At 60.2% G+C, this 26,743-nt stretch carries 32 protein-coding genes; 21 read left to right on the top strand and 11 right to left on the bottom strand.

Going from position 1 to position 26,743, the window contains the following annotated elements; translation table 11 throughout:
• Positions 1-13: 13 nt before the first annotated feature.
• Together ACR3E6_RS15450 and ACR3E6_RS15445 are read right to left on the bottom strand one after the other, a co-directional pair.
• Positions 14-1,279, bottom strand: a complete 1,266-nt coding sequence (locus tag ACR3E6_RS15450; RefSeq protein ID WP_480487913.1) for a DEAD/DEAH box helicase — start codon at positions 1,277-1,279, stop codon at positions 14-16.
• Between the two features lie 327 nt (positions 1,280-1,606).
• Positions 1,607-1,978 carry a winged helix-turn-helix transcriptional regulator gene (locus tag ACR3E6_RS15445; RefSeq protein WP_348539713.1) on the bottom strand — a complete coding sequence of 124 codons (372 nt, stop codon included), beginning with the start codon at positions 1,976-1,978 and terminating at the stop codon, positions 1,607-1,609.
• Positions 1,979-2,182: 204 nt separating this feature from the next.
• Between ACR3E6_RS15445 and ACR3E6_RS15440 the strand changes: the two genes are divergently transcribed.
• Together ACR3E6_RS15440 and ACR3E6_RS15435 are read left to right on the top strand one after the other, a co-directional pair.
• The gene (locus ACR3E6_RS15440; protein ID WP_480487911.1) at positions 2,183-2,560 is read left to right on the top strand and encodes a VOC family protein; all 378 of its coding nucleotides are present in this window, start codon (positions 2,183-2,185) and stop codon (positions 2,558-2,560) included.
• Between the two features lie 465 nt (positions 2,561-3,025).
• Positions 3,026-4,384, top strand: coding sequence for a DNA-packaging protein (locus ACR3E6_RS15435; protein ID WP_480488159.1), 1,359 nt, complete (start codon positions 3,026-3,028; stop codon positions 4,382-4,384).
• A 173-nt stretch (positions 4,385-4,557) separates the two neighbouring features.
• Here the strand turns inward: ACR3E6_RS15435 and ACR3E6_RS15430 are convergent, their stop codons facing one another.
• Positions 4,558-4,893, bottom strand: coding sequence for a hypothetical protein (locus ACR3E6_RS15430; RefSeq protein ID WP_210092510.1), 336 nt, complete (start codon positions 4,891-4,893; stop codon positions 4,558-4,560).
• Positions 4,894-5,297: 404 nt separating this feature from the next.
• Here ACR3E6_RS15430 and ACR3E6_RS15425 point away from each other — a divergent pair, with 404 nt between their 5' ends.
• The 16 genes from ACR3E6_RS15425 to ACR3E6_RS15350 all read left to right on the top strand — a co-directional run bounded on the left by ACR3E6_RS15425 (position 5,298) and on the right by ACR3E6_RS15350 (position 17,972).
• Positions 5,298-6,458, top strand: a complete 1,161-nt coding sequence (locus tag ACR3E6_RS15425) for a phage portal protein (protein WP_480487909.1) — start codon at positions 5,298-5,300, stop codon at positions 6,456-6,458.
• A complete protein-coding gene (locus ACR3E6_RS15420; protein ID WP_152458319.1) occupies positions 6,451-6,669 on the top strand; it encodes a GTA head formation protein, RCAP_rcc01685 family in 219 nt (72 codons plus the stop codon). Before ACR3E6_RS15425 ends, ACR3E6_RS15420 begins: the two co-directional genes overlap by 8 nt.
• On the top strand, positions 6,666-7,241 hold the full coding sequence (locus tag ACR3E6_RS15415; protein WP_480487907.1) for an HK97 family phage prohead protease: 576 nt from the start codon (positions 6,666-6,668) through the stop codon (positions 7,239-7,241). Before ACR3E6_RS15420 ends, ACR3E6_RS15415 begins: the two co-directional genes overlap by 4 nt.
• Before the next feature lie 34 nt (positions 7,242-7,275).
• Complete coding sequence (locus ACR3E6_RS15410) at positions 7,276-8,454, top strand: phage major capsid protein (protein ID WP_480487905.1); 1,179 nt, start codon at positions 7,276-7,278, stop codon at positions 8,452-8,454.
• A gap of 170 nt (positions 8,455-8,624) precedes the next feature.
• Entirely contained in the window at positions 8,625-9,224 is a 600-nt protein-coding gene (locus ACR3E6_RS15405; protein ID WP_480487903.1) for a head-tail connector protein, read from the top strand.
• The gene (locus ACR3E6_RS15400; RefSeq protein ID WP_480487901.1) at positions 9,221-9,559 is read left to right on the top strand and encodes a phage head closure protein; all 339 of its coding nucleotides are present in this window, start codon (positions 9,221-9,223) and stop codon (positions 9,557-9,559) included. The genes ACR3E6_RS15405 and ACR3E6_RS15400 overlap by 4 nt, the downstream gene beginning before the upstream one ends.
• The gene (locus ACR3E6_RS15395) at positions 9,556-9,969 is read left to right on the top strand and encodes a DUF3168 domain-containing protein (RefSeq protein WP_210092505.1); all 414 of its coding nucleotides are present in this window, start codon (positions 9,556-9,558) and stop codon (positions 9,967-9,969) included. The genes ACR3E6_RS15400 and ACR3E6_RS15395 overlap by 4 nt, the downstream gene beginning before the upstream one ends.
• 20 nt (positions 9,970-9,989) lie before the next feature.
• Positions 9,990-10,403, top strand: a complete 414-nt coding sequence (locus tag ACR3E6_RS15390) for a phage major tail protein, TP901-1 family (RefSeq protein WP_170343937.1) — start codon at positions 9,990-9,992, stop codon at positions 10,401-10,403.
• 4 nt (positions 10,404-10,407) lie between these two features.
• Complete coding sequence (locus ACR3E6_RS15385) at positions 10,408-10,728, top strand: gene transfer agent family protein (RefSeq protein WP_171723061.1); 321 nt, start codon at positions 10,408-10,410, stop codon at positions 10,726-10,728.
• Positions 10,725-10,934, top strand: coding sequence for a rcc01693 family protein (locus ACR3E6_RS15380; RefSeq protein ID WP_209832770.1), 210 nt, complete (start codon positions 10,725-10,727; stop codon positions 10,932-10,934). Before ACR3E6_RS15385 ends, ACR3E6_RS15380 begins: the two co-directional genes overlap by 4 nt.
• Entirely contained in the window at positions 10,921-11,583 is a 663-nt protein-coding gene (locus tag ACR3E6_RS15375) for a phage tail tape measure protein (RefSeq protein WP_171723063.1), read from the top strand. The genes ACR3E6_RS15380 and ACR3E6_RS15375 overlap by 14 nt, the downstream gene beginning before the upstream one ends.
• Before the next feature lie 15 nt (positions 11,584-11,598).
• The gene (locus ACR3E6_RS15370; protein WP_480487898.1) at positions 11,599-12,231 is read left to right on the top strand and encodes a phage distal tail protein, Rcc01695 family; all 633 of its coding nucleotides are present in this window, start codon (positions 11,599-11,601) and stop codon (positions 12,229-12,231) included.
• Positions 12,231-13,118, top strand: coding sequence for a DUF2163 domain-containing protein (locus ACR3E6_RS15365; RefSeq protein ID WP_480487896.1), 888 nt, complete (start codon positions 12,231-12,233; stop codon positions 13,116-13,118). Before ACR3E6_RS15370 ends, ACR3E6_RS15365 begins: the two co-directional genes overlap by 1 nt.
• The gene (locus ACR3E6_RS15360) at positions 13,115-13,561 is read left to right on the top strand and encodes an NlpC/P60 family protein (protein ID WP_210092500.1); all 447 of its coding nucleotides are present in this window, start codon (positions 13,115-13,117) and stop codon (positions 13,559-13,561) included. The genes ACR3E6_RS15365 and ACR3E6_RS15360 overlap by 4 nt, the downstream gene beginning before the upstream one ends.
• On the top strand, positions 13,561-17,676 hold the full coding sequence (locus ACR3E6_RS15355; RefSeq protein ID WP_480487894.1) for a baseplate multidomain protein megatron: 4,116 nt from the start codon (positions 13,561-13,563) through the stop codon (positions 17,674-17,676). Before ACR3E6_RS15360 ends, ACR3E6_RS15355 begins: the two co-directional genes overlap by 1 nt.
• Positions 17,676-17,972, top strand: coding sequence for a DUF7742 family protein (locus ACR3E6_RS15350; protein ID WP_480487893.1), 297 nt, complete (start codon positions 17,676-17,678; stop codon positions 17,970-17,972). The genes ACR3E6_RS15355 and ACR3E6_RS15350 overlap by 1 nt, the downstream gene beginning before the upstream one ends.
• Here ACR3E6_RS15350 and ACR3E6_RS15345 read toward each other — a convergent pair.
• Positions 17,953-18,291, bottom strand: coding sequence for a TraR/DksA family transcriptional regulator (locus ACR3E6_RS15345; RefSeq protein WP_171631697.1), 339 nt, complete (start codon positions 18,289-18,291; stop codon positions 17,953-17,955). The two genes, ACR3E6_RS15350 and ACR3E6_RS15345, sit on opposite strands and share 20 nt — an antisense overlap.
• An 83-nt stretch (positions 18,292-18,374) precedes the next feature.
• On the opposite strand from ACR3E6_RS15345, the gene cysE reads away from it, so the two are divergent.
• On the top strand, positions 18,375-19,184 hold the full coding sequence (gene cysE, locus ACR3E6_RS15340; protein ID WP_152458304.1) for a serine O-acetyltransferase: 810 nt from the start codon (positions 18,375-18,377) through the stop codon (positions 19,182-19,184).
• 4 nt (positions 19,185-19,188) lie between these two features.
• On the opposite strand, the gene ACR3E6_RS15335 is transcribed toward cysE, so the two are convergent.
• From ACR3E6_RS15335 to ACR3E6_RS15305, 7 genes are all read right to left on the bottom strand, one after another.
• On the bottom strand, positions 19,189-19,431 hold the full coding sequence (locus ACR3E6_RS15335; RefSeq protein WP_171723067.1) for a hypothetical protein: 243 nt from the start codon (positions 19,429-19,431) through the stop codon (positions 19,189-19,191).
• Between the two features lie 154 nt (positions 19,432-19,585).
• Positions 19,586-20,893 carry a pyruvate dehydrogenase complex dihydrolipoamide acetyltransferase gene (locus tag ACR3E6_RS15330; protein WP_171631704.1) on the bottom strand — a complete coding sequence of 436 codons (1,308 nt, stop codon included), beginning with the start codon at positions 20,891-20,893 and terminating at the stop codon, positions 19,586-19,588.
• A gap of 14 nt (positions 20,894-20,907) precedes the next feature.
• Positions 20,908-22,281, bottom strand: coding sequence for a pyruvate dehydrogenase complex E1 component subunit beta (locus tag ACR3E6_RS15325; RefSeq protein WP_171631707.1), 1,374 nt, complete (start codon positions 22,279-22,281; stop codon positions 20,908-20,910).
• Between the two features lie 15 nt (positions 22,282-22,296).
• The gene (pdhA, locus tag ACR3E6_RS15320; RefSeq protein WP_171328037.1) at positions 22,297-23,286 is read right to left on the bottom strand and encodes a pyruvate dehydrogenase (acetyl-transferring) E1 component subunit alpha; all 990 of its coding nucleotides are present in this window, start codon (positions 23,284-23,286) and stop codon (positions 22,297-22,299) included.
• 170 nt (positions 23,287-23,456) lie between these two features.
• Complete coding sequence (locus tag ACR3E6_RS15315; RefSeq protein ID WP_171115419.1) at positions 23,457-23,756, bottom strand: FtsB family cell division protein; 300 nt, start codon at positions 23,754-23,756, stop codon at positions 23,457-23,459.
• Between the two features lie 140 nt (positions 23,757-23,896).
• The gene (locus tag ACR3E6_RS15310; RefSeq protein WP_171723069.1) at positions 23,897-24,241 is read right to left on the bottom strand and encodes a lysozyme inhibitor LprI family protein; all 345 of its coding nucleotides are present in this window, start codon (positions 24,239-24,241) and stop codon (positions 23,897-23,899) included.
• A 71-nt stretch (positions 24,242-24,312) separates the two neighbouring features.
• Positions 24,313-25,503, bottom strand: coding sequence for a phosphoglycerate kinase (locus ACR3E6_RS15305; protein ID WP_480487889.1), 1,191 nt, complete (start codon positions 25,501-25,503; stop codon positions 24,313-24,315).
• A 133-nt stretch (positions 25,504-25,636) separates the two neighbouring features.
• Between ACR3E6_RS15305 and ACR3E6_RS15300 the strand changes: the two genes are divergently transcribed.
• Together ACR3E6_RS15300 and ACR3E6_RS15295 are read left to right on the top strand one after the other, a co-directional pair.
• Positions 25,637-26,143 carry a peptidylprolyl isomerase gene (locus ACR3E6_RS15300; RefSeq protein ID WP_152458298.1) on the top strand — a complete coding sequence of 169 codons (507 nt, stop codon included), beginning with the start codon at positions 25,637-25,639 and terminating at the stop codon, positions 26,141-26,143.
• Complete coding sequence (locus ACR3E6_RS15295) at positions 26,136-26,693, top strand: peptidylprolyl isomerase (protein WP_171723071.1); 558 nt, start codon at positions 26,136-26,138, stop codon at positions 26,691-26,693. Before ACR3E6_RS15300 ends, ACR3E6_RS15295 begins: the two co-directional genes overlap by 8 nt.
• Positions 26,694-26,743 lie beyond the last annotated feature (50 nt).

Below are 26,743 nucleotides of genomic sequence, written 5' to 3'. Positions count from 1 at the left end.
TTGTGTTCCGATCTTAGGCCGCCGGACGTTTGCTGCGTGGACGACGCCGTTTGTTTGCTGCGGGTTTTCCTTCCCCGTTGGCGGGCTTGGGTTTGAACCCCCGGCGACGGTTGTTCGGGCGGCGCGCCGGTTTTTCAGGTTGCACGGCTTCGGGCATCGCGCCACTGGCAACTGGAATCTCGATCTTCATCAGCTTTTGAATCTGGCGCAGCAGATCAACTTCTTCCGGTGAACAGAAGGCGATGGTTTCGCCCTCGCGCCCTGCGCGGGCGGTGCGCCCGATACGGTGGACGTAGTTGTCAGGCACCTCGGGCAAGTCGAAGTTGATCACGTAGGCGACGCCCGGGATGTCGATGCCCCGGGCGGCAACGTCGGTGGCGACCAGTATGTTGATTTCGCCCGCGCGAAACGCCTTGATGGCACGATCGCGCTGACCCTGGCTTTTGTTGCCGTGGATGGAAGCGGCGTTGTAGCCATCGGCCACAAGCCCTTTCATCAGCCGTTCCGCGCCATGTTTGGTGCGGGTAAAGACCAGTGTCAGAGCGTCCACATCTTTTGACAGGATTTCACGCAGCTTGGCTGGTTTCCCGGGCTTGGAAACGAAGTGCAGAGACTGCGTAATCTTGTCGGCGGCTTTGCCCGGAGGCGAGACCTGCACCCGCTGCGGGTTGGTCAGGTAAGCACGGCTGAGCTCTTCCATCTGCTTCGGCATGGTGGCCGAAAACAACATGGTTTGGCGTGGGGTGCCCAGTGCCGGAGCGATTTTTCGCAGTGCATGGATAAAGCCCAGGTCAAGCATCTGGTCTGCTTCGTCCAGCACCAGATGGCGTACCGCTCCGAGGTTTACCGCGCCCCGCTCCATCAGATCTATCAGGCGGCCCGGTGTGGCGACCAGAATATCGGTGCCACGGGAAAGGAACATTATCTGCTTGTTGATCGATTGGCCGCCGACGACGGTGGCCACACGCAGCTTGGTGCCTTTCGTCAAGGTGCGGAGGCTGTCGGCGATTTGATTCACAAGTTCCCGGGTGGGCGCCAGGATCAGCGATTTAGCGGTTTTCGGGTCGGGCTTGCCGGGTTGGGCCAGAAGGTGATCGATCAGAGGCAGGCCAAAAGCCAAGGTCTTTCCGGTGCCGGTTTGCGCCAGTCCCAGAATGTCGTGACCATTCAGAGCAAGCGGAATCGCCTGGTTCTGGATCGGGGTGGGTTGAGTGAAATTGGCACGTTTGAGTGCCTCGTTCAGTGCCGGGGCAAGGCCCAGCATATCAAAGTCGAACAATTAACTATCCTTTTGCAGCCCGGAGCGTTTGCCCGCGGACAGGTCATGAAGGGTCGCGCGTTGGCGACCGGCAGGGGTTGTGCGAGACCTCGGGACGAGCAGGCGTATCCTGCGCCATCCGGCCGTCGCGTCAAGAACCCTGCGTGATGGGGAACTGGAATGATGAGTTGGCGCTGTGGGGCGGACGAGGTCCGCTTGGGCTCACGCATCAGCGCTGTGATGTGGGGCACATGAGGGTTCCGCCATGGAATGTCAAGCGCTGGCAAGCCTTCTGGTGGTCTTCTGAGTCGGATAAGGCACTGTTCGCGGCACCAGACTGCCATTGAATTACAGTGTTAAACCAACGGCCCTGTTGATCGCCATTCCAGTATTCACGGCCTGATAGGTTGGAAATGGCATCCTCTCGGCGGTATGAATGTCGCGTCGGATCCAGTTTTGTGCTTCCAACTGGTGAAGGGATGAGGACAACGCCCGATCTGTAATGACCGAAAGACCTGATTTGATGGCCGAGAAACGATGAGGGGTGCTTGCCAACGCCAGAACTGGCACAGTCCAGGATTTTCGCAGAAGTCTGATTTCATCCTCAGAGCGGGCGGTGGTAATTATCTTGCTGGCGATCGTGGCAGCCTCGGTCCCGCATGGCGTTAGTCGAAATTCTGGACGTAGAGGGTGCCCATGGCCGGGATTTCTTTCGATCATTCCAAGTTCAATAAGATGAGCAAGGCTGGCTGCAAAGGCGGTTCGGCTTGCGTCGGTCGCTGCCAGAAGCGGGGCTTGTCGGCCCGGAACTTTGGCGTGCAGCAGCGCAAGAATTTTCAGGGACCAAGCCCGCGACGTCAGCTTGACAAGTGTATCTATGTCCATAAAGTATAGTAAATATATTTTTCAAAAAGGAAAAGCCTTATGTCGCTCGTTTCATTGAAGAACACCATCACACTTGCGATGTCCGTTCGGGATCGACATGCCAGTGCGGAATGGTACGCCGCCAAGCTGGGATTCGAGCTTATCCACCACATTGATGAAGCAGGATGGAGCGAATTGCGAACCAATGTCGACCGAGTCACTTTGGGACTGGGCGAACAGGCCGAAGCCTCTCCGGGGAATTGCGTGCCTGTCTTCGAAGTCGCGGATATCGCGGAGGCGCGTGGAAAGTTGGAACTTGCAGGCGTGGAATTTGACGGTGAAACGGACACGATTGAGGGGATGGTCAGCACGGCAACGTTTTTTGATCCGGATAGGAATGCGCTGATGCTGGCGCAGGATTTGACAGGCCAGAGCTGAGAGTAAGAGGTAAAGAAAAACTCAAAACAGCGACCGCTGCGTGTTGCCTCGGCGTTGCGTAACGCATTGACTTTGCGGACTTAATCCTTTATATCTTGTGATATGCTAGAAGAAGTGGGCAGCGGCCCCGGGGCGACCCGGTGGCCGTTTTTTTGCTTCTCTCGTGCGGAGAAAACTCACGCATGAGGTCACAGGCAAACATGACTTTGATTACCCCGGAAGAGCGGATTTCCCAGACGGCTGAATTGTTGCAGTCGCTTGAGAGGTCCATTCGCGATCTGCGGCAAGCGGCGGAAGAACTGCGCAAACAGATCGGAGCCGGGGAGGATGCAGATCTTGCTGGTTCAGCCAAGCAACTCGGGCAGTTAGAGGGGCTGATCCGAAGTTGTCAGAAAGTGGAGACAAGCTTTGTCGAACAACATCACAGACAAGCCGGAATTGCCCAAGGAGGGTACGCGCTCGATCTTGACCGAGCTCGGTTTGAAGTCGGGTGCAGGCTGGCTCGCCTCCGCGCCTGTTGCGGTGCAGGACAGATTTCTGAGTGAGATCGGGGAGGGAGGGCTGTGTGCCCTCCCTTTCCTGTTCGAATTCTGGGCGATGCCGCATCAGTTGCCACCCGAGGGTGATTGGCGGTCCTGGGTGATCATGGGCGGGCGCGGTGCGGGCAAGACGCGCGCCGGGGCCGAGTGGGTACGGTCGATGGTCGAGGGGTCTTTGCCATTGGATAAGGGCCAGGCCTGTCGGGTGGCTTTGGTTGGTGAGACCTTCGATCAGGTACGCGATGTGATGATCTTTGGCGACAGCGGGATATTGCAATGTTCGCCCCAGGATCGGCGACCCACGTGGAAGGCATCTGAGCGCAAGCTGATCTGGCCCAACGGGGCCGAGGCTCAGGCGTTTTCGGCACATGATCCCGAAGGGCTGCGCGGGCCGCAGTTCGATGCGGCCTGGGTGGATGAGCTGGCCAAGTGGAAGAAAGCGGGCGATACCTGGGACATGCTGCAATTTGCGCTGCGTTTGGGCGAGAGGCCCCGGGTCTGCGTGACCACGACGCCGCGCAATGTGAAGGTGCTGAAGGATCTGCTGGCGTCGCCCTCCACGGTGCAGACCCATGCACCGACCGAGGCGAACAGAGCCAATCTGGCGGCGTCGTTTCTGGAGGAAGTGCGCGCGCGCTATGCCGGCACGCGGCTGGGGCGGCAGGAGCTGGACGGGGTGTTGCTGTCGGATGCGGACGGCGCGCTGTGGACGGGTTCGATGCTTGAGGCGGCGCGCTGCGCACAAGTGCCCGAATTGGATCGCATCGTGGTGGCGCTGGACCCGGCGGTGACGTCCGGGTCAGGCGCGGATGCCTGCGGGATCGTGGTGGTTGGCGCGCAAGTGCAAGGCCCGCCCGAGGCGTGGCGCGCCTATGTGCTGGCTGACCGGACGGTGCAGGGCGTTGGCCCGGCGGGCTGGGCGCAGGCGGCGATTGACGCGATGGATGAGTTCGAGGCCGAGCGGCTGGTGGCCGAGGTCAATCAGGGTGGGCAGTTGGTGGAAGAGGTCGTGCGGCAGGTGGACCCTCTGGTCCCGTTCCGGCCGGTGCGTGCGTCACGTGGCAAGGTCGCGCGGGCAGAGCCTGTGGCGGCCCTGTATGAGCAGGGACGGGTGTCGCATGTTGCCGGGTTGGACGCGCTGGAGGAGCAGATGTGCCAGATGACCGCGAGGGGGTTCGAAGGGCAGGGCTCACCCGACCGGGTCGATGCTCTGGTCTGGGCGTTGCATGAGTTGGTTGTGGGGCCTGCGGGGGGGTATCGGCGGCCCAGGGTGCGGGCGTTGTGAACTTAGCGATCGGGAAGGAATGACGACAACAAAGCTCTAACCAAGCTTTACTATTAACTGTTTGCGGCTGGTTTCTGGAGATTTGACAGTGTAAAGGCTGAGCTATGCAAAAGGTCATAATAACTAGTACCAACAGATTTGATCTAAAAGATATTCTCGCCCCCAACGAAAAGCTACTTTGGTCGGGTGAACCGGGATATGGCCGCAAGTTCTTTCAGGCTGTAGGTGATGAGCGGAAGATCCATGTTTTCCTGTTGATCGCTTCGGTCGTCATGTGGGCTACTATTCCATTCATCGATGCCGATGCCGAGTTTGGCCGCTTTGATGCGTGTTGGATATACGGCGCAATGACGTTCGCTTTCGTTGTCTTTTCGTTTAGCATCGCGAGTCAACGGCACTACGTCCTGTATAACTTGGCCTATTTTGTTACGGACAGCCGGGTAATTGTTTGCCGGCGAGGTAGAAACTGGAGGCTTGGTGTCCGGCTCTATCTCATTTCGTGTGAACATTCAGCGACGTTTCCGTATTCAATAGTCGATAGCCGCCCTTATCCATCACTTGAATTTGGCATTCTTCTTTCGGAACAGCAGGTGCAACCATTCGGGCTTGGACTATCCCATCCCGGCCATCCGATGCTCTTAGGCAGGACATACTATCCTATACTGTTGGACTATGTTCCGGAGGCTGAGAAACTTCTCATAATGATCCGATCTTGCCTGCATGAAGTTGCGGATTCGACAGGAGTGTCATCAGCATAGGACTTGAAATCGTTTCGGCTGCGTAGCCCCATGTCAATGCAGCTACATCTGTCCCGTTGCCCACCCCCCGTACGCCCCATTCCCAAGCCTTAAACTTCTTTCCGTCATAACTCCTTTCAACAAGCCGGGCAGAGCGGCGGCAGAAAGGAGCACAGATGGTATTCGATTTCTTGCGTCGTGGATCGGCTGAAGCGGCGCCCGAGGCAAAAGCAAGCGCGGCTGGGCCGGTGGTGGCGTGGCAGACGGGCGGGCGCGTGGCCTGGAGCCCCAGGGACGCGGTGTCGCTGACGCGGACGGGGTTTTTGGGGAACCCAGTGGGGTTTCGATCCGTCAAGCTGATTGCCGAGGCGGCAGCGGCGCTGCCTTTGGTGTTGCAGGATCAGGCGCAGCGCTTTGATGCGCATCCGATCCTGTCCCTGATGCGCCGTCCGAATGCGGCGCAGGGGCAAGCGGAGTTGATGGAGGCCTTGTTCGGGCAGTTGCTGTTGTCGGGCAATGCCTATGTCGAGGCGGTTCAGGCCGAAGAAGGGCTTCCGGTTGAGCTGCATGTGCTGCGATCCGACAGGATGAGCGTGGTGCCGGGGGCGGATGGATGGCCCAAGGCGTATGACTATGCGGTTGGCGGCAAGAAGCATCGGTTTGCGGCGGAAGCCATCAGCCATATCAAATCGTTTCACCCTCAGGATGATCACTACGGGTTCTCGCCGATGCAGGCGGCGGCGATGGCGATTGATGTGCATAACAGCGCGTCGCGCTGGTCGAAATCGCTGCTGGACAACGCGGCGCGGCCTTCGGGGGCGCTGGTGTGGAAAGGCGATGGCCACGGGGTGATGGCCGAAGATCAGTTCCGGCGTCTGTCAGACGAGATCGAGGCGAACTATCGCGGGGCCCGCAATGCAGGCCGTCCGATGGTTCTGGAAGGGGGGCTGGATTGGAAGCCGATGGGGTTCTCTCCGTCCGATATGGAGTTTCAAAAGACCAAGGAAGCCGCCGCCCGCGAGATCGCGCTGGCCTTCGGTGTCCCGCCAATGCTGCTGGGGATCCAGGGTGACGCGACCTATTCGAACTATCAGGAGGCCAACCGGGCGTTTTATCGCCTGACCGTGCTGCCCCTGGTGACGCGGGTGGCGGCGGCGGTGTCGGACTGGCTGGCGGGCTTTACCGGCGAGGAACTGGTGTTGAAGCCTGACCTGGATCAGGTGCCCGCGCTGTCGGCAGAACGTGATGCGCAATGGGCGCGGGTCAACGGGGCCGATTTTCTGACGGATGCGGAAAAGCGCGCGTTGCTGGGGCTGCCGGAGCGTGCAGATGGGTGAGGGGTATCCCTCGTTCGAGTGCGCGCCAGGTCTGCGTCTGGCCGCGCATGAACGGGTGGCCGAGATCCAGCATGCACATCTGTGTCGGCGTCTGGATCAGATCGAAGAGATGATGGAGCGGCTGGAGCGCCGGCTGTGGCTGACGGTCTATGGCGTGGCGGCGGTGATCCTGGCGCAGGCGTTTCAATCCCTCTTGGTGGTCGCGCCATGAGTTCAATGGGTTACATGGAGAAGTTCATGGATTTAGAGCATAAATTCGCACGGTTCGGCGACGGTTTGTCGGTTACGGATGACGCGGCAATCGAGGGCTATGCCAGCCTGTTTGGGCAGGTCGATCAGGGCAGTGACGTGGTGCAGCGTGGCGCCTATCGCGGCTCGCTTGACAGGCTGGCCAGAGCGGGTCAGCGCGTCAAGATGCTGTGGCAGCATGATCCGGCCCAGCCCATCGGCGTGTGGGACGAAGTGCGCGAGGACGACAAGGGCCTGTGGGTCAAGGGGCGTTTGCTGGAGAGCACGCAGAAGGGCCGCGAGGCGGCAGAATTGATCCGGGCAGGTGCAATGGATGGTCTGTCGATCGGCTACCGCACCAAACGGGCCGTGAAGAATGACAAGGGCCAGCGGGTCCTGACCGAACTGGAGCTGTGGGAGGTGTCATTGGTGACCTTCCCGATGCTGCCCAGTGCGCGGGTGGCGGCGAAGGGAAGGACACCTGAAGCCGAGGAAGCCCTGCGCTGTATTGCCGACGTATTCAACGATGCCCGGCAGGAGCTGGCGCGGACCTAGCGCGCCTCAAAACCACTCAGAACAGGACATGCTGATGAGCAAGACCGAAACCCCGGCCTTGACCGGAGAGGGTGCGCCCCTGGTTCAGGAGGTGAAGCGGGCGATGGCTGGCTTCGTGAATGAATTCAAGGGCCTGAAAGCCGAAGTTAATACAAAACTGCAACAGACAGAAGAGCGACTGACCATGCTGGATCGTAAATCAACAATCGCGGCACGCCCGCATCTTGCCGCTTCGATCGAAGACGGAGCCCCGCATCAGAAGGCATTTGACGCCTATGTGCGGTCCGGCGAAGATGACGGGCTGCGTGGCCTCGAGATTGAGGGCAAGTCCCTGTCAACAGCGGTCAACAGCGACGGTGGCTATCTGGTTGATCCGCAGACTGCCGAGACGATCAAGTCGGTTTTGAACTCGACCGCCTCGATCCGTTCGATTGCATCGGTCGTGAATGTCGAGGCAAATTCGTTCGACGTGCTGATCGATCACACCGATGTAGGTGCGGGCTGGGCTGACGAAAACTCGGCCACAGCGGAGACCGGAACACCGTCGATCGATCGCATCTCGATCCCGCTGCACGAGCTGAGCGCGCTGCCCAAAGCGTCGCAGCGCCTGCTGGATGACAGCGCCTTCGACGTCGAGGGCTGGCTGGCCGGGCGCATTGCCGACAAGTTTGCACGCGCCGAGGCGGCGGCATTCATCAACGGCGATGGCGTCGACAAGCCCAAGGGGTTGATGATCCACCGAGCGGTGCCGAATGATGGCTGGTCGTGGGGCAGCCTTGGCTATGTCGCGACCGGTATTGATGCGGGTATTGATGCGGATGCGATCGTCGATGTGGTTTATGCGCTGGGCGCGCAGTACCGGGTCAACGGGACCTTCGTGATGAATTCGAAGACCGCAGGTGTGATCCGCAAGCTGAAGGACAGCGATGGCCGTTTCTTGTGGTCCGATGGTTTGGCCGCAGGTGAGCCGGCGCGTCTGATGGGGTATCCGGTTCTGATCGCCGAGGACATGCCGGATGTGGCAACCGACAGTTTCTCGATAGCCTTTGGTGACTTCCAGGCTGGTTACACCATTGCCGAACGTCCTGATCTGCGCGTGCTGCGCGACCCGTTCAGCGCCAAGCCACATGTCCTGTTCTATGCGACCAAGCGCGTCGGCGGCGATGTCAGCGATTTTGCTGCGATCAAGCTGGTGAAATTCGGCACCGCTTAACGCGGGCTGAATCCGGGGGGCCCTGGCCCCTCGGACGGCGGGCGCGGGCCGGAGTGAGATCCTCTGCGTTGTCTAGCTGTTCCCCTCCGTCCGAGCAACGTGGGGCGGCGCGTGCCCGCCATTTTCCAAGGATGGGGCCCTGGAGGGGTCCGAGATTGCGGAGTGAGTGGATGATGTTGATCGAAGAGACCGCCATCGCGGATGCGGCGCTGCCGGTGCAACAATTCAAGGCGCATCTGAGGTTGGGCACGGGCTTTGCCGAGGATGATGTGCAGAATGAAGTGTTGAAGGGGTTCCTGCGGGCCGCCATCGCGGCGATCGAGGCGCGTACTGGCACGGTTCTGATCACACGGGATTTCTCGTGGAGTTTGCACAGGTGGCGCGACCCGTCGGGCGAAGTGCTGCCTGTGGCCCCGGTGGTTTCAGTGCAGGCCGTGACGCTGACTGACAAACAAGGAGCTGAAACAGTTGAGGACGCCGCGACCTATCGGCTGGAGCATGATAGTCAGCGGCCCCGGATCCGCCCATTGGGTTTCAGCCTGCCTGCCATCGAAACGGGTGGTTCCGTAAAGATCTCGTTTGTCGCGGGGATGGCGCAGGATTGGGGCGGGTTACCTGCCGATCTTGGGCAAGCCGTGCTGCTGCTGGCGGCGCATTACTATGAATACCGGGATGAAACCTCATTGGGCGCTGGATGTATGCCCTTTGGTGTCACCAGCCTGATCCAGCGCTATCGCGTGGTGCGTTTCGGGGCGGGGGTATCGCAATGAATACGCCGCATCTGAACCGTAAGTTGGTGCTGGAGGCGCCAATGCGAAGTGCTGATGGGGCGGGAGGCTATACCGAAACATGGGCTGCGATGGGGACACTGTGGGCCGAGGTGACGGCGCGCAGTGGCGCGGAACGGCAGATCGCCGGAGCGTCTGTGTCGCGTGTCGGGTACCGCATCGTGGTACGCGGAGCGCCCATGGGATCTTCGATGCGCCCCGCGCCAGATCAGCGGTTTCGCGAGGGAAATCGCTGTTTCGTAATCCGGGCCGTGGCCGAGCATGACCCGCGCGGCAAGTTCCTGACCTGTTTCGCAGATGATGAGGTGGCGGCATGAGCTATGGCGTTTCCGCTGCTTTGCAGGCGGCCGTGTATCAACAGCTTTCAGCGGACGCGGCAGTCAGCAGCCAATCGGGGGGCGCGATCTATGATGCCGTACCCGCAGGAACCGTGCCGCAGACCTATGTGACGCTGGGCTCCGAAGAGGTGCGGGACGCGTCGGACCGAACAGGCGCGGGCGCGATACACCGCTTCACCGTTTCGGTGGTGTCCCAGGAGGCAGGGTTCGGTGCTGCCAAAACACTGGCTGGCGCGGTGTGTGACGCGCTGGAAAACGCGCCACTCAACCTGGGTCGCGGGCGTTTGGTGGGGCTGTGGTTCGAGCGGGCCTCGGCCCGGCGCACCGGGACCGGCGGCACCATCCGCCAGATCGACCTGAAATTCCGCGCCCGCGTGGAAGATGACTAAGCAATCAACGGAGAGAGCACATGGCTGCCCAGAACGGAAAAGACCTGTTGGTCAAAATGGATATGAACGGTACCGGCCTGTTCCAGACCATCGCGGGGCTGCGGGCCACGCGCATAAGTTTCAATGCTGAAAGTGTGGATGTCACCAGTCTGGAAAGCCAGGGTGGATGGCGCGAGCTTTTGTCCGGGGCGGGGGTCAAATCGGCTTCGATCTCTGGCTCGGGCGTGTTCAAGGATGCTGGCACGGATGAACGCGCGCGGCAGTTGTTCTTTGATGGCGAAACTCCAGCCTTTCAGGTCATCATCCCTGATTTCGGGATTGTAGAAGGCCCGTTCCAGGTGACCAGCATCGAGTACGCGGGCTCGCACAACGGTGAGGCGACCTATGAGATGAGCATGGCCAGTGCCGGTGCTCTGACCTTCACGGCGCTTTGATCCGATGGCCAATCCGTGGACAGGCGAGGTGGCGCTGACCATCGATGGCGAGCAGCGGGTGCTCAAACTGACGCTTGGTGCTTTGGCGGAGCTGGAGCAGGAGCTGAATGCTGGGTCGCTGGTTGAGCTGGTGCAGCGGTTTGAGGGCGGTGCGTATTCCAGTGCGGATGTTCTGGCGCTGATCGTTGCCGGTTTGCGGGGCGGTGGCTGCCACATTGCCCGGACCGACCTTATGCATGCCGAGATCGAAGGCGGCCCCATGGCTGCCGCCAGAACCGCAGCCGAATTGTTGGCGCGCGCCTTCATGGTGCCGGAGGGCGCATGAGCGGGTTCGACTGGCCTGTCCTGATGCGGGCCGGATTTCTGGGGCTGCGACTGACGCCGGATCAATTCTGGCGTCTGACCCCGGCAGAGCTGCGGCTGATGCTTGGGCAGGGTTCCGGAGCGCCCGCAATGAACCGGGCGGGGTTGGACGCTTTGCAGGCGGCCTATCCGGACAAGACACAAGGAGAGCGTGATGACAGATCGTGACGGGTTTGATGACCTGCAAGAACGAGGCGAAGCGTTGGGCGATTCCCTCGGCGATGCTGCGACTATGGCGGCGGCGTTTGACAGCCAGATGAAGCGCATCAGCGCCGCATTTGAAGAAACCGGCAAGGATGTCGCCACGCTGGAGCGCGGCATGTCCAGCGGATTGCGCAAGGCCTTCGATGGTGTCGTTCTGGATGGGATGAGCCTTTCCGGTGCGTTGGATATCCTGAAGAACTCTTTGATCCAAACGGCTTATGCGGCTGCGATCAAGCCGGTGACGGACCACTTTGGCGGCATGCTGGCCAACACGGTCGGCGGGTTGGTGAAGGGAATTCTGCCCTTTGCCGATGGCGGAAGCTTCAGCCAGGGCCGGGTGATGCCCTTCGCCAATGGCGGTGTGGTCAGCGGCCCGACCATGTTTCCCATGCGCGGCGGCACCGGGCTGATGGGAGAAGCCGGGCCAGAGGCGATCATGCCGCTTGCGCGCGGGGCCGATGGCAAGCTGGGCGTGCGGACGCAAGGCGCCGGGCGTGCCGTGAATGTGGTGATGAACATTTCGACACCTGACGTGCAGGGGTTCCGCCGCTCTCAGGGGCAGATTGCGGCCCAGATGAGCCGCGCGCTGGGGCGCGGCAATCGCAACAGGTAAATCAGGGAGCAGCTGATGAATTTCCACGAGGTGAGATTTCCCGCCAGCCTGAGCTTTGGCTCGGTCGGGGGGCCGGAACGGCGCACGGACATCGTGACGCTGGCCAATGGTTTTGAAGAGCGCAACACCCCCTGGGCCCATTCGCGTCGCCGATATGATGCGGGGCTGGGGATGCGGTCGCTGGACGATATCGAGACACTGATTTCGTTCTTCGAAGCGCGGCAGGGCCAGATGTTCGGCTTTCGCTGGAAAGACTGGTCGGATTTCAAATCCGGCAAGGCCACGGCGGACATCAATTTCGGAGATCAGGTGATCGCGAAAGGCGACGGAACACGCACCGAATTCCAGTTGATCAAGACCTACCAATCGGGCGGGGTAAGCTATGAGCGCCCCATCGTGAAACCGGTATTGGGGACGGTGCGTCTGGGGCTGGATCAGGATGAGGTCCGCGAGGGCGTGGATTTTGACGTTGATCTGACGACGGGCAGGGTCACGTTTGCGGACCCGCCGCCGGAAGAGGTCGATATCACCGCGGGTTATGAATTTGACGTGCCGGTGCGCTTTGACACCGACAAAATCCAGACCAGCGTTGCCAGTTTTCAGGCCGGCGACGTACCGAACGTTCCAGTGGTCGAGGTGCGCATCTGATGGCTGAAGATATCAAGGGCCTGCACGCGCATCTGCAAAGCGGGTTGACAACGGTCTGCCGCTGTTGGGCGATCAAGCGCACGGACGGTCAGGAATACGGTTTCACCGACCACGACAGGGAGCTGAGTTTTGACGGGTTGACCTTCAAGGCAAGTACCGGCCTGACGGCCGCCGCCATCGAGCAGGCCACGGGCCTGTCCATCGACAACACAGAAGCGATGGGCGCACTGTCTGACGCGGCCATTCGCGACGAGGATATCGAAGCGGGGCGTTTTGACGGGGCCGAAGTGCGCGCCTGGCTGGTCAATTGGGCAGATCTGGATCAGCGCATCCTTCAGTTCCGTGGTTCAATCGGTGAGTTGCGCCGCTCTGGCGGCGCGTTCCATGCGGAATTGCGTGGCCTGACCGACTTGCTGAACCGCCCTTTGGGGCGTGTTTACCAAAAGCCGTGCACGGCTGTGTTGGGGGATCGGGCCTGCCGGTTCAACACCGACACGCCGGGGTATTGGTTCAACGGTGTGATCTCGGGTTTCGATGGCGGCACCCTTTTGCATGTTGCAGCAGGTCAGACCATTGAAGAAGGCTGGTTCGAACGGGGGCGCGTGGACGTTTTGTCCGGTTCTGCCAAGGGGTTGTGGTCTTCGATCAAGAACGACAGGCAGACGGCAACCGGGCGGGAAATCACGCTTTGGTCCGGTTTCGGGGCAAGCTTGGCGATCGGCGACAGCGTGAAACTGCGGGCAGGATGCGACAAGCGCATGGAAACCTGCCAGTTCAAGTTCAACAACTTTCTGAATTTTCAGGGGTTTCCAGATCTTCCAGGCGAAGACTGGGTCATGGCTGTTCCCAAGAAAAGCAATACCAATAGCGGAGGCAGCTTACGGTGACGATACGTAGAGAGGATATTGTGACAGAGGCGCGCAATTGGCTTGGAACGCCTTATGTGCATCAGGCCTCGGTCAAAGGTGCCGGTGCGGATTGTCTGGGCCTGTTGCGCGGCGTTTGGCGCGCCGTGATCGGGCGGGAACCTGAATCTGTTCCGGCCTACAGCATGGACTGGTCCGAACCGCAGGGCGAGGAACGGATGTGGGTGGCTGCCAGGCGGCATCTGGTCGAAAAACCAATAGGCAAGATGGCATCGGGGGATGTTCTGCTGTTTCGGATGCGCGACGCAAGCGTCGCCAAGCATCTGGGCATCGTCAGTACTACGCACCCCGAACCCCGCTTTATTCACGCGTATTCCGGCCACGGCGTGGTGGAAAACGCACTGAGCAGGCCTTGGTGCCGCCGTATCGTTTCCTGTTTCGAATTCCCGATGGAGATGCATTGATGGCCACTATTCTTCTTTCTGCAGCCGGGGCCGCGCTGGGCGGTTCGATCGGGGGCACGGTTGCGGGCCTTTCAACCGCAATTATCGGTCGGGCCGTTGGTGCGACGGTCGGGCGGATCCTTGATCAGAAGTTCTTTAACCAGTCCGTTATGGGCAGTGGCAGTGAAGTCGTCGAAACCGGTCGCATGGATCGGTTTCGGTTGACGGAAACCGGCGAAGGTGCGCCGGTGACCACCGTGTTTGGCCGTATGCGTGTGGGCGGTCAGGTCATTTGGGCTTCGGATTTTCTGGAGACCCAGACAACGACCACAGAGGGTGGCGGCGGCGGGGGCAAGGGGAAACCCAAGACCCCTGAGGTGACTACCGTCACGTACAGTTACTCGATTTCGCTGGCGATTGCGGTTGGCGCCGGTGAGATCGCCGATGTCGCGCGCATTTGGGCGGATGGAGAAGAACAAGATCGATCCGGCCTCAATATGCGGGTTTACCATGGCACGTGGGATCAGTTGCCGGACCCGCTGATCGAGGCGATTGAAGGCGCCGGAACGGTTCCGGCTTATCGCGGAACCGCCTATGTCGTGATCGAGGACTTCCCGCTCGGCGCTTTTGGCAATCGGGTGCCGCAGTTTTCATTTGAAGTTGTGCGCCCCACGCAGCGGGACATGCCCGATCACGACAGTGCATTGCCTCAGATCGTGCGCGGGGTTGCCATGATACCGGGGACCGGGGAATACGCTCTGGCCAGCTCTCAGGTGAATTATTCACAATCTGGCAAGAGCTGGTCTGCCAACGCACATTCCGCGTCCGGCACCTCGGATCTTGTCTCCTCGACCCGAGCGCTGGAAAGCGAGTTGCCCAATTGCGATGCCGCATCTTTGGTGGTGTCGTGGTTCGGCGATGACCTGAGATGCGGACACTGCAAGATCCGGCCAAAGATCGAACAGCGTGAGATCGACAGCAGCGACATGCCCTGGATCGTATCTGATCAGGCCCGAAGCGACGCCGGGCTTGTGGTGCGACAGAACGGCCGCCCGGTCTATGGGGGGACACCGGCCGATGTGGCCGTGGTCGAGGCGATCCGCCATCTGAACCAATCCGGCAAGCGGGTAATGTTTTACCCCTTTATCCTGATGGAGCAATTGACGGGGAACGGGCTGCCTGATCCCTGGTCGGATGCGTCAAGTCAGCCTCACCTGCCATGGCGTGGGCGGATCACCCTGGATGTGGCGCCGGGGCGTCCCGGTTCCGCGGACCAGACGGCATCGGCCGATGCACAGGTCGCCGCGTTCTTCGGAACAGCACGTGCGCAGGATTTTGCGATCAACCAGGATACGAACGGATCGGGCGGCACCGGCGGTGGCTCGGGTGGTCAGGTCAGGCCCAGACCGGGTGGTCGGCCTGACGACAGAGGGGATACCGGTTTAACTTGGGTCTCCGGGGGCGGTACCTTTGGCGGGCTGCTGGGGGACAGCGGCGTCACGGCCAAAGAAATCATCCAATATTCCGGCCCTCAGGAATGGAGCCTGCGGCGTTTCATTCTGCACTATGCCATGCTGTGCAAGGCTGCCGGCGGCGTTTCGTCATTCTGCATCTCGTCGGAGATGCGTGGCCTGACCCAGATCAGGGGGGCTTCGGGCTTTCCGGCCGTTGCGCAGCTTCGCGCCTTGGCGACCGAGGTGCGTCAGATTCTGGGGCCGGACACGAAAATCGGCTATGCAGCGGATTGGAGCGAGTATTTCGGATACCAGCCAAAAGGCACCAGCGACAGGTATTTTCACCTCGACCCTCTTTGGGCGGACGACAACATCGATTTCATCGGCATCGACAACTACATGCCGTTGTCCGATTGGCGTGACGGTGAACACCATCTGGACGCCGAGGCCGGCGCGCCTTCGATTTACGACCTGGGGTACCTTCGCAGCAATATCGAAGGCGGTGAAGGGTATGACTGGTACTACGCCTCTCCGGAAGAGGCGGAAGCGCAGATCAGGACTCCGATCGAAGATCAGGGGCATGACGAGCCGTGGATCTGGAGATACAAGGACCTGCGCAACTGGTGGTCGAATCCGCATCACGAACGGATCGGAGGTGTGCGTCAATCCAATCCGACCGATTGGGTGCCCGCATCGAAACCGATCTGGTTCACCGAGTTGGGGTGTGCGGCAATCGACAAGGGCACGAACCAGCCGAACAAATTCCTGGACCCGAAGTCATCGGAATCGCTGTTGCCCGCGTATTCAAACGGGCTGCGCGACGACTTCATTCAGGTTCAGTATCTGACGGCGATGCTTGGCTATTGGAGCGATCCGAAGGTCAATCCGATCTCGGACATCTACGGCGCGCCGATGCTGGACATGGCAAACGTGTATGTCTGGGCATGGGATACCCGTCCGTTTCCGACCTTTCCGAACCTGAAAAGCCAGTGGGACGATGGCGAGAACTATCCCAGAGGGCACTGGCTGAACGGTCGGTCCGGGTCTCGTACGTTGGCCTCCGTGGTGACCGAAATCTGCCACGGTGCAGGTGTCACGGATATAGACGTCTCTGGTCTGTACGGTGTGGTTCGCGGGTATGTCATCGAAGACGTGACGAACGCCCGTTCCGCCTTGCAGCCGCTGATGCTGCGCTATGGGTTTGATGCGATCGAAAGGGATGGAGTGTTGAAGTTCCAGATGCGCGACGGGTACGGCGCAGTTGCCTTGAACCCCGACCATCTGGCGATCAGCAGCGATCTTGAGGGCACGGTCGAACACCGGCGCGAGGCCGAGGCCGAAATGACCGGGCGCGTTCGTCTGCGCTTTGTTCAGTCGGACGCGGATCATGACGTCGTCGCGGAGGAGGCGGTTTTGCCCGATGATCGCACCCATTCCGTATCGGTGAATGAGATGCCTCTGTCCATGACCCGCACCGAAGGGCGGCAAACGGCCGAACGCTGGTTGAGCGAAGCCAGAGTTTCCCGCGATACGGTTCGGTTTGCGCTTCCGCCGTCTCAAATGCACCTGGGGGCAGGGGATCTGGTTCGTTTGACAGACGCTGAAACCGGGCCGGTGTACCGGATCGACCAATTGGAATCCGCCGACCTGCAACTGGTTGAAGCGGTCCGGATCGAACAGGGCGTGTACAAGGCGTCCGAATTGAATGACGACCCGGCAACGGTCAAACCGTATACGGCGCCGGTCCCCGTGCTGCCGGTTTTTCTGGATCTGCCCTTGATCACGGGCGCCGAGGCCCCTCATGCGCCCTATCTGGCCGTTACCGGGGATCCATGGCCCGGGGCGGCAACGGTCTATTCCTCGTCCAGTGATGATGGCTATCGCCTGAGCGATGTCATTGCCCAGCGGGCAGTGGTCGGCGTGACCGAAACACCGCTGAGGCGCGCCAGTGTCGGTGTCTGGGATGAGGGCCCTGCCTTGAAGGTCAAACTGCTTACGGGTCAGTTGGAATCCCGTCCGCGCAGCTCGGTGATGAATGGCGTCAATCTGGCTGCAATCGGTGACGGAACACCCGGTAACTGGGAGGTTTTTCAGTTCGCTGACGCGGCGCTCGAGGCCCCGGATGTATACGCGTTGTTCGGGCGGCTCAGGGGTCAACTGGGAACAGACGCTTTGATGCCTGATGTCTGGCCGGATGGATCAGTATTCGTGCTGCTGAATGACAGGGTGCAACAGATCAGCCTGCTGCGAAACGAAAGGCGTCTTGCCAAACATTATCGCATTGGGCCTGCGACCCGCGGCTATGATGATCCGTCCTATCAACACCTGATTGCCTCGTTTGCAGGCAACGGATTGCGCCCCTATGCGCCTGTGCACATGCGGGTTCGGTCTGGTACCGCCGGGGATGAGCTTACGTGGATCCGACGTGCCCGAACGGATGCGGATGACTGGTCGGGGCTGGAGATTCCCTTGGGCGAAGAAAGCGAATCCTACCTGGTCCGTGTCATTGCGAGTGGAACCGTTCTGCGCGAAGAACTGACATCCGAACCAAGGTGGACCTATTCGACGGCCATGAAAGCGGCGGATGGTCTGTCCGGGGGCTATGAGGTCGAAGTGGCCCAGGTATCTGCTGTATTCGGACCGGGTGCCTGGTCGCGTCTTGCGGTTGGGCACGCTGCCTGATGCGGCCGGTTCTGCATGGGGATGTCAGTGCTGCGGCGCGCGCCTTGCTGGCCGTGCCGCAGCCGGACAGGGGGTCTTTGTGTGTGCGGATGATCCACGAGGCGGAATTGGCCGACAGGCATTTGGAGCGCACGGGCAAGCTCCACCCGGTTTACAGCAATGGTTCTCTCATGGCCGTTGCACGAAACAGGGCCCTGGCCGATGAACCCGGGTTTGACGATCTGCAATATTGCCAGTGTTTTGAGATGGTTCTGCACCAGCTTGCCAGATTTCAGGCTAGCCGGACGCGCAGCTGACGCATTTGCTGGCGGCCAGATCCAGATTCAGACGCCCATCCGGAATGCGCTCGCCGCAGTCTTCGCAATATCCGAACTCGCCGTCGTCAAGCCGGTCCAACGCTGCCAGAAGCCGGCGTGTTTCCACATCGCGATTGGCCTGCTGTGCCTTGGCCATGGCCTGATTTTGCAGCGCATCCATGCGGCTCAGCCGTCCAACGGCCTGTTGATCCAGTTCGACAACGGCCTGAGCCTGCTGCCCCGACGCTGACATCTGCTGCAATTCCACCAATCGCACGCGAATTCGTGTTTCGAAATGGGTGCGCTCTGACTCATTCATTTTCGTTACATGACCGATCATGGGTTTGCGTTTGGTCTTTTTGCCACTAAATGGCATTCTAGGCGCAGCAAAGGATCAAAGCCATGTTCGAAAAGCGCAGCCATGTGACACCGGTTGATCCGGTCTGGACCCGTATCACATCCGAAGCCCATGCGGCCGTCGAGAAAGAGCCCCTCATGGGGGGGCTCGTGCACGCCTGTATCCTGCATCACCGCAGCCTTGAACGCGCGCTTTCATATCGGGTGGCGGCCAAGCTGTGTTCGAACGAAATGTCGATGATGGTTCTGCGTGAAATCGTGGATGAGGCATATGCCGACGATCCGGGTTTGCTCGAAGCTGCTCGGGCGGACCTTATGGCCGTTTACGAACGTGACCCGGCCTGCCATCGGCTGTTGCAGCCGATCCTGTATTTCAAAGGGTATCAGGCAATGCAGGCATATCGCGTGGCCCATTGGTTGTGGCGCAAGGGGCGCTATGATTTGGCCTATTTCTTCCAGATGCGTTCGTCCGAGATTTTCGGGATCGACATTCACCCGGCAGCCAAAATCGGAAAGGGCATCATGATCGACCATGCCCATTCCATCGTGATTGGCGAGACGGCAGTGGTGGGCGACAACGTATCGATGCTGCACTCGGTGACACTGGGCGGAACGGGCAAGGAAGAAGAAGACCGTCATCCAAAAATCGGAGACGGTGTTCTGATCGGGGCCGGGGCCAAGGTGCTGGGCAACATCACCATTGGGCATTGCAGCCGCATCGCTGCCGGTTCGGTGGTGTTGCAAGAGGTGCCGCCCTGCAAGACCGTCGCCGGTATCCCCGCCAAGATCGTGGGGGAAGCCGGGTGCGACCAGCCTTCGATCTCGATGGATCATATGCTGGGCAAGGATCAGTAGCAGCTCAGCGAGAGCGGTTGGCGCGTTTGTCCAACCGCTTGCGCCGCCGTTCTTCCCGTTTTTGTTTGCGAAGCTCTTGCCGTGTGTCCTGTGCGGCTTTCTGCCGGGCAATCGCGGCCGGATCGTTTGGCTTGAACTTTGAATGCTCACCCGGATAGCCGTTGGGCTTTGCCAAGGCAAAGTCAGGTGACATGGCTGCCGGAAACGCCGAAACAGTCAGGCTGAGAATGAGATTTTTTGAGAGCATCGCGCACCTGCCTTCCGTCTGCTTCCAATGGAAGGAAGTGGGGCGTCTTGATGCATCGGGCAATCGATGCCCCGATCACGCAAGTTCAACTCAGTGAAAACACTTGAGGCTGCCCGCGCTCCGGCTGTCCGGGGCACGGGCATTATTCGGGTCGTCAAGCCAGCATGACCATCGGGTTTTCCAGGTTGTCGACAATAGCCTTGAGCAGTTCTGCCCCCAGCGCGCCGTCGATGACGCGGTGATCGACGGACATGGTAACGGACATTACGGTCGCCACCGTCAGTTCTCCATCATCCCCGACAACGGGCTTTTTCACGCCGGTACCCACCGCCAGAATGCCGGCATGAGGCGGGTTCACGATGGCGTCGAAATTGTCGATGCCGAACATGCCGAGGTTCGAGATGGCGAACGTGCCACCCTGATACTCGTGCGGTGCCAGCTTGCGCTCGCGGGCACGGGCGGCGAGATCCTTCATCTCGGTCGAAAGCGCCGACAGAGATTTCATGTCGGCGTCCTGAAGAACCGGGGTGAACAACCCGCCCTCGATCGCGACCGCTACGGCCACGTCCGACGGCTTGAGTTGCAACACGCGGTCGCCCGCCCAGACGGCGTTGCAGGCTGGAACCTGCTGAAGCGCGTTGGCGACGGCCTTGATGATGAAGTCGTTGACGCTCAGCTTCACGCCACGGCCTTCCAACTGCTTGTTCAACTGGCTGCGGAACTTCAGCAGCGCATCCAGCTTGATGTCGCGGCGCAGGTAGAAATGCGGGATGGTCTGTTTGGCCTCGCCTAGGCGTGCGGCAATGGTTTTGCGCATACCGTCGAGCTTGATTTCCTCGTACGGGCGGCCTTCGTACATCCGCGCGACCATATCCGCCGATGGACCAGACGGAGCTGCAGGGGCAGCTGCGGGCGCGGCGGTGGGAGCTGTGGCAGGAGCTGCTGCCGGAGCCGTGGCAGTTGCGCCTTCGACATCGACCTTGACGATGCGACCGTGCGGGCCGGAACCGGCAATCTGCGTCAGGTCGAGACCTTTTTGTGCAGCAATCCGGCGGGCCAGCGGCGAGGCAAAAATCCGACCACCATCCGCCTTGGCCGGAGCGGCCGGGGCAGGGGCAGGCGCCTCGGGTGCCGCTGGCGCGGCAGCCTCGTTGCCCGCGGCGGCTGGTGCCGCCTCCGGGGCTTTGGCCGGGGTCGCGGCGATGTCATCGGCGCTTTCGCCATCTTCCAGCAAAATCGCGATAGCGGTGTTGACCTTGACCCCTTCGGTGCCTTCGGGGATCAGAATCTTGCCGATGGTGCCTTCGTCAACGGCCTCGAACTCCATCGTGGCCTTGTCGGTTTCGATCTCGGCCAGCAGATCACCGGAGGAGACGGTATCGCCTTCCTTAACCAGCCATTTTGCAAGCGTACCTTCCTCCATCGTCGGGGACAGGGCGGGCATCAGAATTTCTGTAGGCATCTGTCTGTCGCTCCTTACCGGTAGGTCACTTGTTTGACGGCGGCGATCACCTCATCGGTGGTGATCAGGGCCAGCTTTTCGAGATTGGCGGCATAGGGCATCGGCACGTCCTTGCCAGTGCAATTGATGACCGGCGCGTCAAGGTAATCAAACGCCTCCTGCATCACGACCGAGCTGATATAGCTGCCCACCGAACCTTGCGGCCAGCCTTCTTCCACAGTCACCAGACGGTTGGTCTTCATCACCGAGTTTATGATCGCACCGGTATCCATCGGACGGATGGTGCGCAGATCGATGACCTCGGCGCTGATGCCGTCTTCGGCCAGCTTGTCTGCGGCTTCCAGTGCGTATTGCATGCCGATGCCGAAGCTGACGATGGTCACGTCCGAGCCTTCGCGCCAGATGCGCGCCTTGCCCAGCGGCACGGTCAGGTCATCGACCTGCGGCATGTCGAAAGTGCGACCATAGAGGATTTCGTTTTCCAGGAAGATCACCGGGTTGGGGTCGCGGATGGCCGATTTCAGCAGACCTTTGGCGTCGGCTGCCGAATAGGGCATGACGACCTTCAGGCCGGGGATCTGCATGTACCAGGCGGCATAGTCCTGGCTGTGCTGGGCAGCCACGCGCGCGGCGGCGCCGTTGGGGCCGCGGAACACGATCGGACAACCCATCTGACCGCCGGACATGTACAGCGTCTTGGCGGCCGAGTTGATGATCTGGTCGATCGCCTGCATCGCGAAGTTGAACGTCATGAACTCGACGATCGGCTTCAGACCGCCAAAGGCCGAACCCACGGCGATGCCGGCAAAGCCGTGCTCGGTGATCGGTGTGTCGATCACGCGCTTGGGGCCGAATTCGTCCAGCAGACCCTGGGAAATCTTGTATGCGCCCTGATATTCCGCGACTTCCTCGCCCATCAGATAGACGTCTTCGTCGTTGCGCATTTCTTCGGCCATCGCGTCACGCAGAGCTTCGCGAACGGTTTCGGATTTCATCTCGGCATCTGCCGGCCAGTCGGGCGACAGGTCGACCACCGGCGCAGCGGGGGCCGCAGCGGCAGGAGCGGGGGCCTCGACCGCTGCCGGGGCGGCTTCGGTCACCGCTGCGGCTGCCGGTGCAGCCGCGGTCACGGCCGAGGCGTCTTCGCCTTCCTCGACCAGAACCGCAATCGGGGTGTTCACTTTGACCCCTTCACTGCCTTCGGCGATCAGGATCTTGCCGACGATGCCCTCGTCGACAGCTTCAAATTCCATTGTCGCCTTGTCGGTCTCGATTTCGGCCAGGATGTCACCGCTGGATACGGTGTCGCCTTCCTTGACCAGCCATTTGGCCAGCGTGCCCTCTTCCATCGTGGGCGAAAGGGCGGGCATGAGAATTTCGGTTGCCATGTCTTATTCGTCCTCTCAGGCGTAAATGTCGGTCCAGAGCTCTTCAACGGCGGGCTCGGGGCTTTCTTTCGAGAATTCGGCGGCTTGGTTCACGATCTCTTTGATTTCCTTGTCGATCGCCTTCAGGTCATCCTCGGTCGCGTGTTTGCCGGTCAGCAGCAGCTCGCGCACATGTTCGATCGGGTCGCTTTGTTCGCGGACTTTCTGAACCTCTTCGCGGGTGCGGTACTTGGCCGGGTCGGACATCGAGTGGCCGCGATATCGGTAGGTCTTTACCTCAAGAATGTATGGGCCCTTGCCGGCGCGGCAGTGGGCAACGGCCTTTTCACCAGCGGCTTTGACGGCCAGCACATCCATTCCGTTGACGATCTCGCCGGGGATGCCGAAGGCTTCGCCGCGTACATAAATATCGGGTGACGAGGTCGAACGCGCCTGCGCTGTGCCCATGGCGTATTGGTTGTTCTCGATCACGAAAACCACGGGAAGATCCCACAGGGCGGCCATGTTGAACGTCTCATAGACCTGACCCTGGTTTGCGGCACCGTCGCCGAAATAGGTAAAGGTCACGCCGCCGGTTTCCTTGTACTTGTCGGCGAAGGCCAGACCGGCACCCAGCGGAACCTGCGCGCCAACGATGCCATGGCCACCATAGAAATGCTTCTCTTTCGAGAACATGTGCATCGAACCGCCCTTGCCCTTGGACAGGCCGCCTTCGCGCCCGGTCAGTTCGGCCATCACGCCGCCCGGGTCCATGCCACAGGCCAGCATATGGCCGTGGTCCCGATAAGAGGTGATCCGCTTGTCGCCGTCCTGAGCTGCCGCTTCGAGCCCAACAACAACCGCCTCTTGTCCGATGTAAAGGTGGCAGAACCCGCCGATCAGACCCATGCCATAAAGCTGACCCGCCTTTTCTTCGAATCGACGGATCAGAAGCATCTCGCGGTAGTATGTCTTGAGTTCTTCCGCAGAAACATTTGGTTTCTTTGTGGTTTTTCGCGCAGCCATAGTGGCGATCTCCCCCTTTCGGCAAGATAGTTTAGCGTTAAACTATCTCATAAAGCATTTGGAGCTTTCTGGCGAGGGGAAATGTGACGCAGCGTCCGCGCGGGCGTGGCGCAGCCGACGGGCAAAGCGGTGCGACGATGGTCCGACAATATCCGGCGGCCCAAACAGGATCAGCGGATCACGATTTCATCCGCTCGGATCATACCAAGAACAGAACGTGCCTGCTGATCGAGCAGGTCAAGATCTAGATAGGTGTCGGACAGGCGCCGGGTCAGGTTCTCCAATTCGGCGATTTGGGCGTTCAGCTTTTCCAGGTCCTGTGACAGGGCGTCCCGTTCCGCAGCAATTTCGACCCGCCGAAACAGGCCATAGTCACCTTGTACGGCGGCAAAGGTGAAATACACACCAAGCATGAAAGCCACCGAGAAAAAGATGATTGAGCCCAAACCGGGCCGATGGGAACGGGACACTCTGTTTACCGCCGTATGAAAACTAGCCTCAAAAACGTGCCCTTTGCGAGCATCTGAACACACTATGTCACAGGTGATTCGGGTTGTGAATCCCCTGTTTCGATTTTTTCATCAGTAATTTAAGCGCGTCCTGATCCTCGTCAGCGCCAGGATTCCAGCGCCTGATTTCGCGCGACGGTCTGTTCTTTCATGCAGGTCCAGTAGAACATCGGCGCAGCGCTGCCGCCGCCTGACAATTCCTTGTCGCAGGTTGCGTCTCGGACCTTCAGCCAGACGCGTTGTTCGGCCAGAAGAGCATCGCCGTTGCCGCGCGCATCGGCTGCGGGTTTGATCTGTGCCCACAGCCGGTTGAGTTCGCGATCTGCGGCCTCCCATTGTTCCTTGGCGCAGAAATTGGCGTCAAGCTGGGTTTGGCCGCCGCAACTGGATTGAGCGGCGGCAGAGCAGGGCAGCATCATTAGGACAAGAAAATAAATTGGCTTCACGGTAATATCCCCCGTTCAAAAGGGGATAATACCATGGACCATGTCAGGCGATCAAAGGCGGCAAGCAGTGCTTACTGATCCAGCGCTGCGACACCGGGCAGCGTTTTGCCTTCCATCCATTCCAGAAACGCGCCACCCGCGGTTGAGATATAGGTGAAGTCCTTGGCGGCACCCGAGGCGTTCAGGGCTGCGACCGTGTCTCCACCCCCGGCGACCGAGATCAGCTGGCCCGAACGGCTGAGCGCGGCCGCCTTCAAGGCGCCGGCATTGGTGGCGGCGTCGAACGGTTCCAGTTCGAATGCGCCCAGCGGACCGTTCCAGATCAGGGTTTTGCTTTTGTCGAATATCTCGATGATTGCGGCCACGCTTTCGGGGCCAGCATCCAGGATCATGCCATCCTCGGGGCATTGATCCGCGGGCAAAACCTGATGAGGGGCATTGGCTTCAAACTTTTTGGCAACCACGACGTCACGTGGCAGAACGATCTGGCAGCCGGTGCTTTCGGCCTTGGCCAGAATTTCGGCAGCGGTGTCTTTCATCGCAGTTTCGGCCAGCGATTTTCCGACACTGACACCTTGCGCGACGAGGAACGTATTGGCCATGCCGCCACCGATCACCAGATAATCGACCTTGTCGATCAGATTGCCCAGCAGTTCCAGCTTGGTCGAGACCTTGGCCCCGCCCACAACCGCTGTTACCGGGCGTTTGGGCGCGCCCAACGCGCTTTCCAGTGCCTGCAACTCGGCCTGCATCAAACGGCCCGCACAGGCAGGCAGCAGGCGCGCGATGGCCTCGGTCGAGCTGTGGGCCCGATGCGCCGCTGAAAACGCGTCGTTGCAGTACACGTCACCCAGCCTGGCCATACCTGCGGCCAGATCGGCATCGTTCTTGGTTTCCTCCGCGTGAAAACGCGTGTTCTCGAGCAACAGCACCTGGCCGGGCTGCAAGGCACCGGCGGCCAGTTCCGCCTCGGCCCCGACGCAATCGGCAGCAAACAGCACCTTTGCGCCAAAAGCGCTTTCCAATGTCGGGACCAGTTGTTTCAGCGACAGGCTTTCACGCCGTTCGCCACCGGGACGGCCAAAATGAGCCAGAAGGATCGGTTTTCCACCAGCGGCCAGAATATCGCGCACCGAGGGGACGATCCTTTGAATGCGGGTGGCGTCGGTCACAACACCGTCAACCACGGGCACGTTGATATCCACACGCACCAGCACGCGTTTGCCGTTCAGGTCCATATCGTCCAGTGTTTTCCAGCCCATTGTGCGATCCTTGTCATTGGCAAATGATTTAGGCGGTTCTTTTCCTGCAATTTGCCCTCAGGTCAATGCGTCACTTGGCATTCGTACGCGTGCGTCATAGGTATTTGCGCAAGATAAACGACAGGAGGGCCTCATGGCCGAGATCAAGGATCCCGAAAACACGATCATCATCGAGCTGAAAGACGGCAATGTCGTCATCGAGCTGCTGCCGGATGTAGCGCCTTTGCACAGCGCGCGGATGAAAGAACTGGCCCGCAGCGGAGAATACGACAACGTGGCCTTTCACCGAGTGATCGACGGCTTCATGGCCCAAACCGGTGACGTGCAGCACGGCGACATGGAAGATGGGTTCAACCTGCGTATGGCGGGGACCGGCGGTTCGTCGCTGCCGAACGTGCCGGCAGAGTTTTCCAAGCTGCCCCATGATCGCGGTACGCTGGGCGCGGCCCGGTCGCAGAACCCGGATTCGGCCAACTCTCAATTCTTCATCAACTTCAAGGACAACCACTTCCTGAACGGTCAGTACACCGTTTATGGCCGCGTCATCGAAGGCATGGAGCATGTGGACGCAATCGTACGTGGTGAGCCGCCTGCGAACCCCGACCGCATGATCAGCGTCAAGGTGGCCGCAGATGTATAAGCTTGCCGCCGCCTTTGCCCTGCTGGCAAGCCCGGCGCTGGCCAGCGGTTTGCAGATCGAGGTCGAAGGGGAAGGGGCCAATGGCACGATCTCCATCGATCTGTTCGAAGATGTCGCGCCGAAGCACGTGGAACAGATCACGGCATTGGCTGCGGACGGCACGTACGATGGTGTGGTGTTCCACCGCGTGATCGAAGGTTTCATGGCCCAGACCGGCGATGTTCAATACGGCAATTCCACCGCGAACGGCTTTGACATGCGGTATGCCGGGCGTGGCGGGTCAGACCGCCCGGATCTGCCGGCTGAGTTTTCTGATCTGACCTTTGATCGTGGCGTGGTCGGCATGGCCCGATCGCAGAACCCGGATTCGGCCAATTCGCAGTTCTTTATCATGTTCGAACCCGGCCCGTTTCTGGATGGCCAATACACCGTGGTCGGTCAGGTGACCGATGGTATGGACGTTGTGGATGCGATCAAACGGGGGCATTCCCAGACCGGAGCGGTTACGGGACAGCCCGACATGATGAAAAAAGTCACCGTCACCGAATGAACCGAAACAGCCCGGCGTTCCAAAAAGCGCCGGGCTGTTTCTTACGGTCG

Source organism: Ruegeria sp. AL3, from assembly GCF_056536065.1.
This window is presented reverse-complemented; position numbering and strand designations above follow the sequence as displayed.